The sequence below is a fragment of the Rubrivivax gelatinosus genome (assembly GCF_004340905.1).
Taxonomy (GTDB): domain Bacteria; phylum Pseudomonadota; class Gammaproteobacteria; order Burkholderiales; family Burkholderiaceae_C; genus Rubrivivax; species Rubrivivax gelatinosus.
Genome location: NZ_SLXD01000011.1, coordinates 32,736 through 46,960, shown reverse-complemented (window position 1 = coordinate 46,960; position 14,225 = coordinate 32,736). Strand labels below are relative to the sequence as shown.

Genomic DNA, 14,225 nt, shown 5'->3' with positions numbered 1-14,225 from the left:
GGCCTGAGGCTGGCGCACAGCGCCTTCCGGCGCTGCACGTCCCGCCTCAGAGCTGGTAACCCAGCACCATCGCGACCCCGGCTTCCTTGTTGGGCCGCACGATGCTGTCGCGCGTCATCCGGCTCATCCGGATGGCCAGCTTGTCGCCGACGAACCACTTGCGATAGAGCGTGTCGGCCTCGCCGCTGGCGTACAGGCGGCCCAGCGTGCGGTCGACGGTGGCGAGCAGCGCCTTGTCTTCCTTGCGCACCATGACGCCATAAGGTTCGACCGACAGCGCCAGCGTGCTGAGCTGGAACTTGTCGGCCGAGCCGTCGGCCGAGGCCAGGCCTTGCAGCAGCGAGTCGTCCTGCGCGAAGGCGCGCACCTTGCCGGCCTTCAGCGCGGCGTAGGCCTCGTTGTTGTTCGGGAAGACCTGCAGCTTGAGCTGCACCTCGGTCTCGGCCAGGCGGGTGAAGAGCTTCTCGGACGTGGTGCCCTTGCTCAGCGCCAGCGGCAGGCCGTCCAGGTCCTTCAGCGACGTGACCGGCGTGTCCTTGGGCGTCAGCACGCGCATCTGGGCGACGAACATCGTGTAGCTGAACGCCACCTGCTCCTGCCGCGCCTTGGTGTTGGTGGTGGAGCCGCACTCCAGGTCGATCTCACGCGCCAGCAGCTTGGGGATGCGCTCGGCGCCGCTGACCACCTTGTACTGGACCTGCAGCTCGGGCAGCTTCAGCTCGCGCTTGAGCTCTTCGACGGCGGCCAGGCACAGGTCGACCGAGTAGCCGACCGGGCGCTTGTTCTCGTCGAGGTACGAGAAGGGCCGCGCCGCTTCGCGCACGCCCAGGGTGATGGTCTTGGTGGACTTGATGCGGCTGATCGTGTCGCCCGCGGTCTGGGCACTCGCAACACCGCAGGCCGCCAGCAGCGTGATGACTGCCAGCCGGCCGAAACGCAGGGACGCCATGGGGGGCCGTCTTTCGGGGGATCGGGGAGGGCGATATGGTAAATCTCAGGCGGCGTCTATCCCATGACCAGCAGGGGGTGCTGTGTCGTTGTCGGTTCGGCGGGGTGTGACCGATTGCTCGGCTGGGCTGCGTCGTTGTGGTGCACGTCCGCTGGCGTCGGCGGGGGCCGGCCGCCGGGGCGTGTCCCTGCGTTCATGTCCCCCGGGCGGGCTGCGCCCGCCCTCCTCCTAATACTTCACTCCGGGACACGCCCCGACGACCGGCTGGCGAGGCGGATGTGCGGCGCGACAAGGGGCCAAAATGCCGGATGCCGATCCAGCTAGCGTCCGCACGGCTAAAGGGTCGCCATCGGTGAACAACAAACCGATTGCCACATCAAGCTGCCGAGTAGCAGCATCGGACTTATTGCAGGTGACCTTCATGACGCCCAACGCTTGGTTAACCGGCGCCGGAGCACGAAGTGCGGAGGGCGCCGACACGGGCCATCAGAATCGCGAAGCGATGGCCCATGTCGGCGTCCGCGTTGAACCCCCAGCTAGACTGGGGAACGTAGTGGAATGGGTTGAGCTGGCAGAGCCTGATGGTTTTGTTAGTTGAAATTTGGCGGCGAGTCTAGCCATCCGAAAACTGCCCCGCATCTTTAAGCATTCGATGCATATATACATAGGCCTTTTCGGCAACCTCAAGAAGCGATCCTGACTCAAGCTGCGCTCCCAAATGAGAGGTCGGAGGTTCAAAGGTGTCATTGAACCGATCGTCGTGCACAGGCAAGAGCTTGACCGCGGCAGGCACAACAACTAACTCCGGTGGACGTTGAGGGTTAAGCCCTCTGATTCTTCCGATCTTGACATTGCCGTGCTCATCGGTTTCAAGCCTTTCGATGTGTACATCGCCCTTGATTGCCCAAGAGCCCATAGACTTTTGAACGACCTCTGCAATCCCGTGCTCGTCCGAATTTCTCGCGTGATGAATATAGCGAAGCAATTCATCCGTCTTGCGCTCACTCTTTATCCTACCGAACCAAGGCTCCGCTCTATTGTTACCCTTAGATCCTTTCTCCAGCTTGCTGAATATCGTGGCGCTTGCAGAGAGAAAGTCTGACCAAGCCGAGGCGATGTGGTGAATGGAGTTTGCATCCCGAATTGCCGTTAAAGCCGCCTCTGCCTTATGCAATCTCTCCCATGCCTGTCTAAGTGCAACCTTATTCATAGATAGTGATCTTGTGGTTGTTCAGTGAACTACCGAGCCCACGTTTGAAATAACTAAGCGGCAGAAAGCGTAGCTATTTGACGGTCCAGTGGATTGAGATGTTAGAAGTTTCTACTCTCCAGAAACGTTCCGAAGAACCACACACCAGCAGCAGGAAATATCCATAGCATGAGTATTATGGCCCATGGCACAGGTGAGTAGAACAACGCAGCACCAAGTAACAACTCAAGCAGAGCAATAAAAAAAGCGTTTCCATGCTCCCTCAGATGGCGATAGGACTCAACGTATTCGTTCCCTGCATTGCTAGCTGATGCGCGACGCTGCACGAGTTGGTCATAGTACTCGAAAGCGTGTTGCTCTCTTCCGGACATTGCGAGCCAGAGCAAAACTAGTTGCCCAACAAAAATAACGGAAACCAAGAACAAAAAAACTGTGCCGGCGTAGAAATCTTGCGAAACCCAAGGATTGCCTTTAATCCTTAGCGCCAACCAAAGCACATAACCTTGCGCACCAGAGATAGCAATTACAGCCGCCGACAAAAATGCGATTAACTTCCAGTTTGCGCTACTACGAACCCTGAGAAGGGAGCCGCGTACAGCATGGAGCACCAAAATAGGAGCACTGGCGACATAGCAGAATGCCAAGCCTACTGTTGCTAGCACGGCGATGTATCCCGACTCAAATTTCTCGGGTTTGAGTGTTTTTAGGATGGTCGCCAATTCGCCTTGGCTGGCGAAAACTGGGCTGTTAGCGGAGGCAAGGAAAAGCACAACAATCGCCCCAAGAGCCGTGCCGACGAAGTAGCGAACAAAGTAGAACTCCCACCAACGGTTATCGGGCCTCTTCTTTTCAGGTTCTTTTTTCTCAGTGTCTTGTGCCATGGGAATGAAGATTTCTAACGTGTTGTATACGGCACTCTCGCGCCTCTTATAACGCCCACCACCCGCATAACAGAGCGCAGCGCTGAACGTACAAGTTGTTGTCGCATCAGAGTTTTCCGCGGGAGTCGCCAGCCCCACAGATAACAGACGCACTGAAAGCGGCGCCGGTTACAGATCATTCTGAGCGCGCCCGTTGACCGCCCCAAGCTCGCCACCCGCTTTCGAGGGGAGGAACCGGGCAAGGCGCACAGCCCCGCACCGCCCTGCCGCGGACGTCGGGTGGCCGGTGTAGGGAAGTATTAGGAGGAGGCCCGGCGCAGCCGGGCCGGGGGACATGACCGGAACCGGCCACCCGGCGGCCGTGGCACGCCTCGGCGCTCGCACGCGATAAGCACCGACGCAACGCCACGCGCAACCAAACAAAAGGCAAGCCGGCGACAACTACAGGCGCCATCAACCACCGCCCCACACCCCGGTGTCAAACTCCACCCCGACACCCATCCCCGCCCGCCCACCCGAAATGAAAGACCTGATCGCCACCTCCCGCACCGCGCTCGCCTGTCTGGACCTGACGAGCCTGAACGACGCCGACACGGCGGCTGACGTGGAGCGCCTGTGCCGGCGCGCCGAGGGGCCGCAGGGGCGGGTGGCGGCGGTGTGCGTCTGGCCGCGGTTCGTGGCGCAGGCCCGCGCGGCGCTGCCGCCGGCCGTCAAGGTGGCGGCGGTGGCCAACTTCCCGGACGGCAGCACGGATGTCGAACGCGCCGTGCGCGAAGCGGCCGAGATCGTGGCCGCCGGCGGCGACGAGGTCGACGTCGTGATGCCCTGGCAGGCGCTGGACCAGGCGCGCACGCTGCTCGCCCAGGTGCGGCGCGAAACGCGCGGCCGCACGCTGAAGGTCATCCTCGAGACCGGCGAACTGCGCGACCCGCTGCTGATCCGCAACGCCGCCCGCATCGCGCTCGACGCCGGCGCCGACTTCCTGAAGACCAGCACCGGCCGCACGCCCAACGGCGCCACCATCGACGCCGCGCGCCTGCTGCTCACCGCCATCACCAGCGGCGGCTACCGCCAGGTGGGGCTCAAGGTCTCGGGCGGCATCCGCACCGCCGAGCAGGCGCAGAACTACGTCTACCTGGCGCGTGCGGCCATCGGCCAGCCGACGCCGGCGCGCTTTCGCATCGGCGCCAGCAGCCTGCTCGACGACCTGCAGGCCGTGATCGGCGGCACGGCGCGGCCGGCTGCGGCCGGCAGCTACTGATGGCGGCGCGACTGCCGGCGTCGCTGGCGCTGGCCGCCGCGCTGCTGGGCGGCTGCGCCGCGGCGCCGTCCGCCGCCCCGCCCGCCACCGCCCCCGCGGCCACCGTGCCGCTGCGCCTGCTGGCCATCAACGACTTCCACGGCCACCTGCTGCCGCCGCCCGGCGGTTATCGCGAGGCGGACCCGGCCGACCCGTCGCGCAGCCGCAGCATCCCGGCCGGCGGCGCCGCGGCCATGGCCAGCGCGGTGCGCGAGCTGGCGGCCGGGTACCCGAACCACGTCTTCGTCGCCGCCGGCGACCTGGTCGGCGCGTCGCCGCTGCTGTCGGCGCTGTTCCACGACGAGCCGACAGTCGAGTCGCTGTCGGCCATGGGCCTGGCCTACGCCGCCGTCGGCAACCACGAGTTCGACGACGGCGCCGACGAGTTGCTGCGCCTGCAGCGCGGCGGCTGCCACCCGGCCGACGGCTGCCGCGGGCCCAAGCCGTTCGCCGGCGCCGGCTTCCAGTACCTGGCGGCCAGCACCGTCGTGCGCGCCACCGGCCAGACGCTGCTGCCGCCCTACGCCATCCGCCGCTTCGACGGCGTGCCGGTGGCCTTCGTCGGCCTCACGCTGAAGGGCACGCCGCAGATCGTGTCTCCCGGCGGCGTGGCCGGGCTGGAGTTCCGCGACGAGGCCGAGACCGTCAACGCGCTGGTGCCCGAGCTGCAGCGCCAGGGCGTGCAGGCCATCGTCGTGCTGCTGCACGAAGGCGGGGAGGCCGACGGCGGGCGCGACGGCTGCGACGACCTGCGCGGCACCATCACGCGCATCGTGCCGCGGCTGCACCCGGCGGTGGACGTCGTCGTCAGCGGCCACACGCACCGCGCCTACGTCTGCCGCGTCGACGGGCGGCTGGTCACCAGCGGCGACCGCTACGGCACGCTGGTCACGGCCATCGACCTGGAGCTCGACCGCGCCAGCGGCGAGGTGCTGCGCTCGCAGGCGCGCAACGTCGTCGTCGACACGCGCCGCTTCGCGCCCGACGCCGGCCAGACGGCGCTGATCGCCGCCTACGAACGCCTGGCCGCGCCGCTGGCCAAGCGCGTGGTGGGCACGATCGCCGCGTCGCTGACACGCGAGCCCGACGACTCGGGCGAGTCGGTGCTGGGGCGCGTCGTCGCCGACGCGCAGCTCGACGCCACGCGCGCCGCCGGCGCCCAACTCGCGCTGACCAACCCCGGCGGGCTGCGCAGCCCGATCCTCAAACCCGCCGACGGCCGCGTGCGCTACGAGGACGTGTTCGAGGCCCAGCCCTTCGGCAACCGCCTGGTGACGATGACGATCAGCGGCGCGCAGCTGGCGGCGCTGCTGGAGCAGCAGTTCGCCGGCGAGCGCCCGCGTGTGCTGCAGGCCTCGCGCGGCCTGCGCTACGAGTGGGACGCCACGCGCCCGCCCGGCGCGCGGCTGCTGCCGGGCTCGCTGACGCTGGACGGCCAGCCGGTCACGCCCGGGCAGCCCGTGCGCCTGACGGTCAACAGCTACCTCGCCGAGGGCGGCGACCGGTTCCCGATGCTGCGCGACGGCCGCGAGCGTGTCGTCGGCATCGGCGACGCCGACGCGCTGGCCGACTACCTGGGCCGCCACCCCGGGCTGCAGCCGCCGCAGGATGCCCGTGCCGTGCGCCGCCGCTGAACGAGGTGACGATGCTGGCTGCCGAAGTGATCTCCAACAAGCGCGACGGCCGTGCGCTGTCCGGCAACGAGATCCGCGCCTTCGTCGCCGGCCTGACCGCGCCCGAAGGCGAGGCGCGCTGGAGCGACGCCCAGGTCGCCGCGCTGGCGATGGCCGTGCTGCTGCGCGGCATGGACCGCGCCGAGACCGTGGCGCTGACGCAGGCGATGACCGATTCCGGCGAGCGCCTGCGCTGGGCCGGCTTCGGCCGCCCGGTGCTGGACAAACACAGCACCGGCGGCCTGGGCGACAAGACCAGCCTGCTGCTGGCGCCCATCGTCGCCGCCTGCGGCGGCCTGGTGCCGATGATCAGCGGCCGCGGCCTGGGCCATACCGGCGGCACGCTGGACAAGCTGGAATCGCTGCCCGGCTACGGCGTCGACCCGTCGCCCGAACGCCTGCACACGGTGCTGCGCACGGCCGGCTGCGCCATCGTCGGCGCGTCCGCGCGCCTGGCGCCGGCCGACCGCCGGCTCTACGCCATCCGCGACGTCACGGCCACCGTCGAGTCGCTGCCGCTGATCACCGCCAGCATCCTCAGCAAGAAGCTGGCGGCCGGGCTGGACGCGCTGGTGCTCGACGTCAAGCTCGGCAGCGGCGCCTTCATGCGCGACGCGGCAGCGGCGCAGGCGCTGGCCACGAGCCTGGTCGACACCGCACGCGGCGCCGGGCTGGCCGCGGCGGCGCTGGTCACCGACATGAACCAGGTGCTGGGCCGCAGCGCCGGCAACGCGCTGGAAGTCGCCGAATGCCTGGCGCTGCTGCGTGGCGAGCCGGGCGATGCGCGCCTGGTCGAGGTCACGCTGGGCCTGGCGGCGCGGCTGCTGGTGCTGGGCGGGCTGCAGGCCGACGAGCCGGCGGCGCTGGCCGCGGCGCGCCAAGCGCTGGCCAGCGGCGCGGCGGCCGAACGTTTCGCGGCGATGGTCGCCGGGCTCGGTGGCCCGGGCGACGTGCTGAAGGATGCGCGGCTGGCCAGCGCGCCGGTCATCGCCGAGGTGCCGGCGCCGCGCGACGGTGTCGTCGCCGCCATCGACGCCCGCGCGCTGGGATACGCGATCGTCGAACTGGGCGGCGGCCGGCGCCGTGGCGGCGACGTCGTCGACCCGCGTGTCGGCCTGGACGCCATGGTCGCGCTGGGCGAGACCCGCCGCGCCGGCGAGCCGCTGGCGCGCGTGCATGCGGCCGACAAGGCCGGCGCCGCGCGTGCCGTGGCCGCCGTGCAGGCCGCCGTCACGCTGGCCGACAGCGCGCCGCCACCGCCACCCTGGCTGCATCAACGCATCGACGGAGACATTGCATGAAGCCCGTGGTCAAGATCTGCTGCATCGCCAGCGTCGACGAAGCGCGCCGCGCGGTCGCGGCCGGCGCCTCGGCGCTGGGCCTGGTGTCGGCGATGCCCAGCGGGCCCGGCGTGATCGCCGACGCGACGATCGCCGAGATCGCCGCCGCGGTGCCGCCGCCGACGCGAACGTTCCTGCTGACCTGCCGCACCGACGCGGCCTCGATCGCCGCGCAGCACGCCGCCGCCGGCACGACGACGCTGCAGCTCGTGGACGCGGTGGCCGTCGAAGAGCTGCAGGCGCTGCGCAGGCTGTGCCCGGGCGTCGAGATCGTGCAGGTCATCCACGTCACCGGCGAAGCGTCGATAGCCGAGGCGGTGGCGGTGGAGCCTTATGTCGACGCGATCCTGCTCGACTCGGGCAACCCGGCGCTGGCGGTCAAGGAGTTGGGCGGCACCGGCCGGCGCCACGACTGGGCGATCAGCCGCCGCATCCGCGACGCGATCGGCCCGCTGCCGCTGTTCCTGGCCGGCGGCCTGAACCCGGCCAACGTGCGCCAGGCCGTCGAGACCGTGCAGCCCTACGGCCTGGACCTGTGCAGCGGCGTGCGCTGCAACGGCGAACTGGACGACCGCAAGCTGGCCGCGTTCTTCGCCGCGCTGGAAGATTAGACCGGCATGGGAACGCAAGAGCAGGCCGACGAGCGCCTCCCCTCGTCAGACTGACTGGAGCCTCCCTCTCGGAGGGAGGCTGGAGGGAGCCGTCGAACGAGCGGGAGCACCCTCCCGGAGGGGGCTCGGGGGAGCCCAAGGTTCAGCCGCAGGCTAGGAGTTCGCGCCGCCGCGCGAACTCCTAGCGTTCGCCCTGGCGATAAGGCTTCATCAGCGCCTGCGGATACGCGGCACGCCGCGCCATCACGACCAGCGCGACGATCGCCATCGCGTAGGGCAGCATCAGGTAGACCTGGTACGGCAGCTCGACGCCGAAGACGCCGCCGCCGGCCTGCTGCAGCCGCAGCTGCAGCGCGTCGAAGAAGGCGAACAGCAGCGCGCCGGCCAGCGCCTTGCCCGGCCGCCAGGACGCGAACACGACCAGCGCCACGCAGACCCAGCCGCGGCCGTTGACCATGTTGAAGTAGAAGGCGTTGAAGGCCGACAGCGTCAGGAAGGCGCCGGCCACGCCCATCAGCGCCGAGCCGGCGGCCACCGCGCCCAGGCGAAGGCGCACGACGTTCAGGCCCTGGCCTTCGGCGGCGGCCGGGTTCTCGCCGACCATGCGCACGGCCAGCCCCAGCGGCGTGCGGTAGAGGAACCAGGCGATCGCCGGCACCAGCAGCAGCGCCAACAGCACCGGCGGCGTCTGCTCGTTGAGCACGGGGATCGGCAGCCAGGACATCGGCTCGAAGGGCTGGATCGTCGGCGGCGTCTCGACCTTGGGGAAACCGACGCGGTAGGCAAAGCTCGCCAGGCTGGTCGCCAGCAGCGTGATGCCCAGCCCGGCGACGTGCTGCGACAGCCCGAGCACGACGGTCAGGCCGCCGTGCAGCAGGCCGAAGACGGCGCCGACCGCCGCCGCGACGGCGACGCCGGTCCACAGCCCGGCGCCCTGGTAGACCGCCAGCCAGCCGGCGAAGGCGCCGGCGACCATGATCCCCTCGATGCCGAGGTTCAGCACCCCGGCGCGTTCGCACATCAGCACGCCCAGCGTGCCCAGCACCAGCGGCGTCGCGATGCGCAGCACCGCCACCCAGAAGGGCGCGGCCATCAGCAAATCAAGCGTATCGCTCATCAGCGGCGGATCCGGTATTGGGTCAGCATCGTCGCCACCAGCACGCTGATCAGCGACACGGCGACGATGACGTCGGCGATGTAGGTCGGCACGGCGACGGCGCGGCTCATGCTGTCGGCACCGACCAGCATGCCGGCGACGAAGACCGCGGCGGCGACGACGGCCAGCGGGTTGAGCATCGCCAGCATCGCGATGACGATGCCGCTGTAGCCGTAGCCCGGGCTCATGTCCAGGGTGACGTAGCCGGTGCGCCCGGCCACCTCCACGGCGCCGGCCAGCCCGGCCAGCGCGCCCGACAGCAGCGCCACCTTCACCGTCGTCCAGCCCACCGGCATGCCGGCGAAACGCGCGGCGCGCGGGTTGGCGCCGACGGCGCGGATCTGGAAGCCCAGCGTCGTGGTCTTCAGCAGCGCCCACAGCGCGACGGCCAGCACGACGGCGGCGACGAGGCCGGTGTGCACGCGGCTGCGTTCGAGCAGCTTGTCCAGCTGCAGCGCGTCCTGCAGCGCCACGCTCTGCGGCCAGCCCATGGCCATCGGGTCCTTCATCGTGCCGTCGAGCATCGCCGAGACGAAGAGCAGCACGATGAAGTTCAGCAGCAGCGTCGTCACGACCTCGTCGACGCCGAAGCGGCTCTTCAACAGCGCCGGGCCCAGCAGCAGCAATGCGCCGGCCAGCGCGGCGGCGGCGAACATCAGCACGAAGAGCAGCGCCGGCGCGATCTCGTAGCCGACGCCGTCGTGCAGCCCGCCGACGGCCACCGCCGCCAGCGCGCCGGCGTAGAGCTGGCCCTCGGCGCCGATGTTGAACAGCCGGGCACGGAACGCGACCGCGGCGGCCAGGCCGGTGAAGATCAGCGGCGTGGCGCGTGTCAGCGTCTCGGTGATCGCGAAGCGCGAGCCGAAGCCGCCTTCGAGCAGCAGCGCGTAGGCCCGGCCGACCGGCGCGCCGGCCCAGGCCACCAGCAGCGAGGTCACGAGCAGCGTGAAGGCCACGGCCGCCAGCGGCGCGGCGACGAGCAGCGCCCGCGGCACCTCGGTGCGTCGTTCAAGCCGCATGCGCCACCTCCCGGCCGGCACCGGCCATCGCCAGGCCGATGTCGGCCAGCGTCCAGTCGGCCGTCGCACGCGGCGCGCCGAGCACGCCGTGGTAGAGCACGGCGACGCGGTCGGCGAGCGCGAAGATCTCGTCCAGGTCTTCGCTGATCAGCAGCACCGCGGCACCGGCGGCGCAGGCGTCGAGCAGTTGCTGGTGCACGTAGGCGACGGCGCCGACGTCCAGGCCCCAGGTCGGCTGGTTGGCGACCACCAGCCGCGGCGTCGTGCCGCTGCCCCGCAGCGCGCGGCCGAGGATCAGCTTCTGCATGTTGCCGCCGGACAGCGAGCGGGTCGTCGTGTCCAGGCCGCCGCCGCGCACGTCGAAGCGCTCGACGACCTCGCGTGCGAAGGCGCGTGCGGCGCCGCGGCGCACGACGCCCCAGCGTGCGAAGGCCGGGCTGGCGTGGCGCTCGAGCACCGCGTTCTCCCAGATCGGCAGGTCGCCGACGACGCCGACGGCGTGGCGGTCTTCGGGAATGCGCGCGACGCCGGCTTCGACGAAGCGCCGCGGCGCGGCCGGCAGTTCGCGGCCGTCCAGCCGCACGGCGCCGCCGGGCGGCGCGTGTTCGCCGCACAGCGCCTCGGCCAGCGCCTGCTGGCCGTTGCCGGCGACCCCGGCGACCGCGAAGACCTCGCCGGCGCGGATGGCCAGCGTCGTGCCGGGCAGCTCGCAGACCACCGGGCCGGGTTCGTGGCGCGTCTTCACCGCCGGCGCCACCGTGCGGCCGACCATCGCCTCGGCGAGGTCGGCCTTGCTCGCGCCTTCGGCCGGCAGCACGGCGATCAGCTTGCCGCCGCGCAGCACGGCGATGCGGTCGCTGACACGCAGCACCTCGTCGAGCTTGTGGCTGATGAAGATGATCGACAGGCCGCCATCGACCATCTGCGCCAGCGTCGCGAACAGCGACTCGCTCTCCTGCGGCGTCAGCACCGCGGTCGGCTCGTCGAGGATCAGGATGCGCGCGCCGCGCACCAGGGCCTTCAGGATCTCGACGCGCTGGCGCTCGCCCACCGACAGCTCGGCGATGCGCGCGTCGGGGTCGACCTGCAGGCCGAAACGCTGCGCCGCGTCGAGCAGGCGGCGGCGCCAGTCGCCGCGGCGCGTGAACGGCTGCCACAGCGGCTCGGTGCCGAGCATCACGTTGTCGAGCACGCTCAGGTTGTCGGCCAGCGTGAAGTGCTGGTGCACCATGCCGATGCCGGCGGCCAGCGCCGCCTTGGGCTGGCCCGGCGGCAGCGTGCGGCCGTCGACCTCGATCGAGCCTTCGTCGGCGACGTAGTGGCCGAAGAGGATGGACACCAGCGTGCTCTTGCCGGCGCCGTTCTCGCCGAGCAGCGCGAGCACCTCGCCGCGGTCCAGGTCCAGCGAGATGCCGTCGTTGGCGACCAGGGGGCCGAAGCGTTTGGTGACGCCTCGGAGGCGCAGGACCGGGGGACTCGCAGACATCGCGGGATTGTCACGCACGAAGCGCGCCAGCCCAGGGGGAACCCGGAGCTGCCGCTACCATCACGACCGCCCGCCACCCGAAACACGCATCCTGGACTCCTGCCCCAACTGCGAGCAGCCGCTGCCCGAGCCGACGCCCAAGTTCTGCCCGCACTGCGGCCAGGAGACGCGGGTGCGCGCGCCCACCGTCGGCGAGTTCGTGCAGCAGTTCGGCGGCGCCTACCTGTCGACCGAGGGCGCGATGGGGCGCACGCTGGCGCAGCTGTTTCGCCACCCCGGCGAGCTGACGCGCCAGTACCTGCGCGGCCGGCGCAAGCACTATGTGCTGCCGCTGCGGCTGTACCTGACGATCAGCGTGCTGGTGCTGCTGGCGCTGCGTTTGTCCAACCTGCTCGACGCCGGCCAGCCGCAGCCGGCGGTGCAGTTGGACAAGGACGAGCCGCCGAAGGTCGAGCTGAAGATCGGCGGCGCCAGCGTGCAGTTCGGCTTCAAGCCCGACGGCAAGGGTTTCGAGTGCGAGAACCTGCCGGCCTGGGTCTGCAAGCGGCTGGAGCAGCGCCTGGGCACGGGGCCCGAGGCGCTGGCCAACGACACGCGCGGACTGAAGGCCCGGCTGGTCGACGCCGTCGGCCCGGCGATGTTCGTGCTGCTGCCGGGTTTCGCGGCCTGGCTGGCGCTGGCCTACCGCAACCGGCGGCTGCGCTACACCGAGCACCTCGTCTTCGCGCTGCACGTGCACGCGTTCTGGTTCGCGATGCTGGGCATCACGCTGCTGCCGCTGGGCGGCTTCGAAGGCCTGGCCTGGCTCGTCGTGCCGGTCTACACCTGGCTGGCGATGCGCCGTGTGTACGGCGGGCGCTGGTGGACGCAGGCGCTGCGCAGCAGCGTCGTCGCGACGCTGTACTTCACGACGATGGTCGCCGCGATGGTGATCGCAGCCTTGTGGGCGCTGCTGGCCTGAGGCCGCAGCGCCCGGCTCAGTTCTTCACCAGGCTGGAGACCAGCGAACGCAGCGCGTCCTTCAGGCGCTCCTGCGCCAGCGCGCCGCACTCGGCGGGCGTGGTCACCGGGCGGCCGTCGAAGACCGTCGAGCTCTTCGCCGGCTCCCAGACGAAACGCCGCGTCGGCGTGGTCTTGGGCAGCAGCGTCACGCGCGCGGTGACGACACACAGCTTGCCGTCGACGACGCCGCCTTCGACCTGGCTGAGGAAGCCCCACTTGGCCTTCGGGTAGAGCTTGGCCAGGCGCTCGGTGGGCAGCGCTTCCTTCCAGGCCGCCATCACGGTGGGCTTGTCGATCAGGGCGGCGGTCGAGAAGTCCTCGATGTCGTAGGCCGGGGCGGCGGCCGACGCGGCGGGCGCGGCGACGGCGAGAACGGCGGCACAGAGCAGGGCACGGGTCATGGTGCTTCTTCGTCTTGTTGGCGATGAAAGGCGGGGGCCGGCGGGCGGCGGGCGCCCGGCCGGCATGCTAAGCGCGAACGCGGCGGGGAAAGCGTGCGCTGCCCCCGAAACGCGTCACTTCCCGGCCTTGGGCTGGCTGTCGTCGACCTTGACGACGAAGCTGCCGGCGAGGATGGCCTTCTCCTTGGCCTGGACCTTGGCGACGAGATCGGCCGGGACCTTCTTCGCGAAGCTGCCCAGCGGCGCCAGCTCGGAGCCCTTGAACTTCATCGTCGAGTAGCGGCCGTAGTCCTCGGCCTTGAAGGCGCCGGCCTTCACCGCCTTGATCGCGGCGTCGACGGTCGGTTCCATGTTCCACAGCGCCGAGGCGACCACCGTGTCGGGGTACTGCGCCTGGGTGTTGATGACGTTGCCGATGGCCAGCACCTTGCGCTCCTTGGCCGCGTCGCTGACGCCGAAACGCTCGGCGTACATCACGTCGGCGCCCTTGTCGATCATCGCGAAGGCGGCTTCCTTGGCCTTGGGCGGGTCGAACCAGCTGTTGATGAAGCTGATCGAGAACTCGACCTTCGGGTTCACTTCCTTGGCGCCGGCGATGAAGGCGTTCATCAGGCGGTTGACCTCGGGAATCGGGTAGCCGCCGACCATGCCGATCCTGCCGCTCTTGCTCATGCCGGCGGCGATCATGCCGCTCAGATAGGCCGGCTCCTGGATGTAGTTGTCGAAGACGCTGAAGTTGGGCGCCTGCGGCTTGCCCGAGCTGCCCATCAGGAACGAGACCTTCGGGTAGTCCTTGGCGACCTTGCGCGCGGCGGTCTCGACGGCGAAGGACTCGCCGAGGATCAGCACGTTGCCGGCCTCGGCGTACTGGCGCATCACGCGCTCGTAGTCGGCGTTGGCGACGTTCTCGCTGAACACGTACTCGACCTCGCCACGCGCCGCGGCCGCCTTCAGCGCCTTGTCGATGCGGCTGACCCACTGCTGTTCCACCGGCACGGTGTAGATCGCGGCGACCTTCAGCTTGGACTGCGCGAAGGCCGGGACGGCGAAGCCGAGCGCCAGCGTGGCGGCGGCGAGCAGGGTGATGCGGCGGGTGGTTCTCATCGGGGCTCCTGGGGGCTGTATCGGGGTGTTACGGCAGCAGCGGGGCACTTTAGCAAGCCCCGTGCCCCGGCGCACTTGACAGCAGCCAAGAGT

13 protein-coding genes are annotated in these 14,225 nt (G+C 69.7%); 5 read left to right on the top strand and 8 right to left on the bottom strand.

From position 1 onward, the window contains the following. Positions 1 to 46: 46 nt before the first annotated feature. From EV684_RS16880 to EV684_RS16870, 3 genes are all read right to left on the bottom strand, one after another. Positions 47 to 949, bottom strand: coding sequence for an amino acid ABC transporter substrate-binding protein (locus EV684_RS16880; RefSeq protein WP_132648463.1), 903 nt, complete (start codon positions 947 to 949; stop codon positions 47 to 49). A gap of 613 nt (positions 950 to 1,562) precedes the next feature. Next, on the bottom strand, positions 1,563 to 2,159 hold the full coding sequence (locus tag EV684_RS16875; protein WP_132648462.1) for a hypothetical protein: 597 nt from the start codon (positions 2,157 to 2,159) through the stop codon (positions 1,563 to 1,565). A 101-nt stretch (positions 2,160 to 2,260) separates the two neighbouring features. Further along, the gene (locus EV684_RS16870) at positions 2,261 to 3,040 is read right to left on the bottom strand and encodes a hypothetical protein (protein WP_132648461.1); all 780 of its coding nucleotides are present in this window, start codon (positions 3,038 to 3,040) and stop codon (positions 2,261 to 2,263) included. A 520-nt stretch (positions 3,041 to 3,560) separates the two neighbouring features. Here EV684_RS16870 and deoC point away from each other — a divergent pair. The 4 genes from deoC to EV684_RS16850 are packed head-to-tail and all read left to right on the top strand — an operon-like array spanning position 3,561 to position 7,964. Next, positions 3,561 to 4,301 (top strand): deoxyribose-phosphate aldolase, encoded by a 741-nt coding sequence (deoC, locus tag EV684_RS16865; RefSeq protein WP_132648460.1) that lies wholly within the window; start codon positions 3,561 to 3,563, stop codon positions 4,299 to 4,301. Continuing rightward, positions 4,301 to 5,974 carry a bifunctional metallophosphatase/5'-nucleotidase gene (locus EV684_RS16860; protein WP_132648459.1) on the top strand — a complete coding sequence of 558 codons (1,674 nt, stop codon included), beginning with the start codon at positions 4,301 to 4,303 and terminating at the stop codon, positions 5,972 to 5,974. The genes deoC and EV684_RS16860 overlap by 1 nt, the downstream gene beginning before the upstream one ends. 11 nt (positions 5,975 to 5,985) lie before the next feature. Continuing rightward, on the top strand, positions 5,986 to 7,314 hold the full coding sequence (locus EV684_RS16855; protein WP_132648458.1) for a thymidine phosphorylase: 1,329 nt from the start codon (positions 5,986 to 5,988) through the stop codon (positions 7,312 to 7,314). Then, positions 7,311 to 7,964 (top strand): phosphoribosylanthranilate isomerase, encoded by a 654-nt coding sequence (locus tag EV684_RS16850; RefSeq protein ID WP_132648457.1) that lies wholly within the window; start codon positions 7,311 to 7,313, stop codon positions 7,962 to 7,964. The genes EV684_RS16855 and EV684_RS16850 overlap by 4 nt, the downstream gene beginning before the upstream one ends. 181 nt (positions 7,965 to 8,145) lie before the next feature. On the opposite strand, the gene EV684_RS16845 is transcribed toward EV684_RS16850, so the two are convergent. Genes EV684_RS16845 through EV684_RS16835 form a run of 3 tightly spaced genes read right to left on the bottom strand, consistent with a single transcriptional unit; the run spans position 8,146 to position 11,625 of the window. Further along, complete coding sequence (locus EV684_RS16845) at positions 8,146 to 9,081, bottom strand: ABC transporter permease (protein WP_029718888.1); 936 nt, start codon at positions 9,079 to 9,081, stop codon at positions 8,146 to 8,148. Further along, a complete protein-coding gene (locus tag EV684_RS16840; RefSeq protein WP_132648456.1) occupies positions 9,081 to 10,139 on the bottom strand; it encodes an ABC transporter permease in 1,059 nt (352 codons plus the stop codon). The genes EV684_RS16845 and EV684_RS16840 overlap by 1 nt, the downstream gene beginning before the upstream one ends. Continuing rightward, positions 10,129 to 11,625, bottom strand: a complete 1,497-nt coding sequence (locus EV684_RS16835) for an ABC transporter ATP-binding protein (RefSeq protein WP_132648455.1) — start codon at positions 11,623 to 11,625, stop codon at positions 10,129 to 10,131. The genes EV684_RS16840 and EV684_RS16835 overlap by 11 nt, the downstream gene beginning before the upstream one ends. A 7-nt stretch (positions 11,626 to 11,632) precedes the next feature. Between EV684_RS16835 and EV684_RS16830 the strand changes: the two genes are divergently transcribed. Next, entirely contained in the window at positions 11,633 to 12,586 is a 954-nt protein-coding gene (locus tag EV684_RS16830) for a DUF3667 domain-containing protein (RefSeq protein WP_242478673.1), read from the top strand. A gap of 16 nt (positions 12,587 to 12,602) precedes the next feature. Here the strand turns inward: EV684_RS16830 and EV684_RS16825 are convergent, their stop codons facing one another. Further along, a complete protein-coding gene (locus EV684_RS16825) occupies positions 12,603 to 13,028 on the bottom strand; it encodes a hypothetical protein (protein ID WP_132648454.1) in 426 nt (141 codons plus the stop codon). Between the two features lie 114 nt (positions 13,029 to 13,142). Next, the gene (locus EV684_RS16820) at positions 13,143 to 14,132 is read right to left on the bottom strand and encodes a BMP family protein (RefSeq protein WP_132648453.1); all 990 of its coding nucleotides are present in this window, start codon (positions 14,130 to 14,132) and stop codon (positions 13,143 to 13,145) included. Between the last annotated feature and the right edge of the window lie 93 nt (positions 14,133 to 14,225).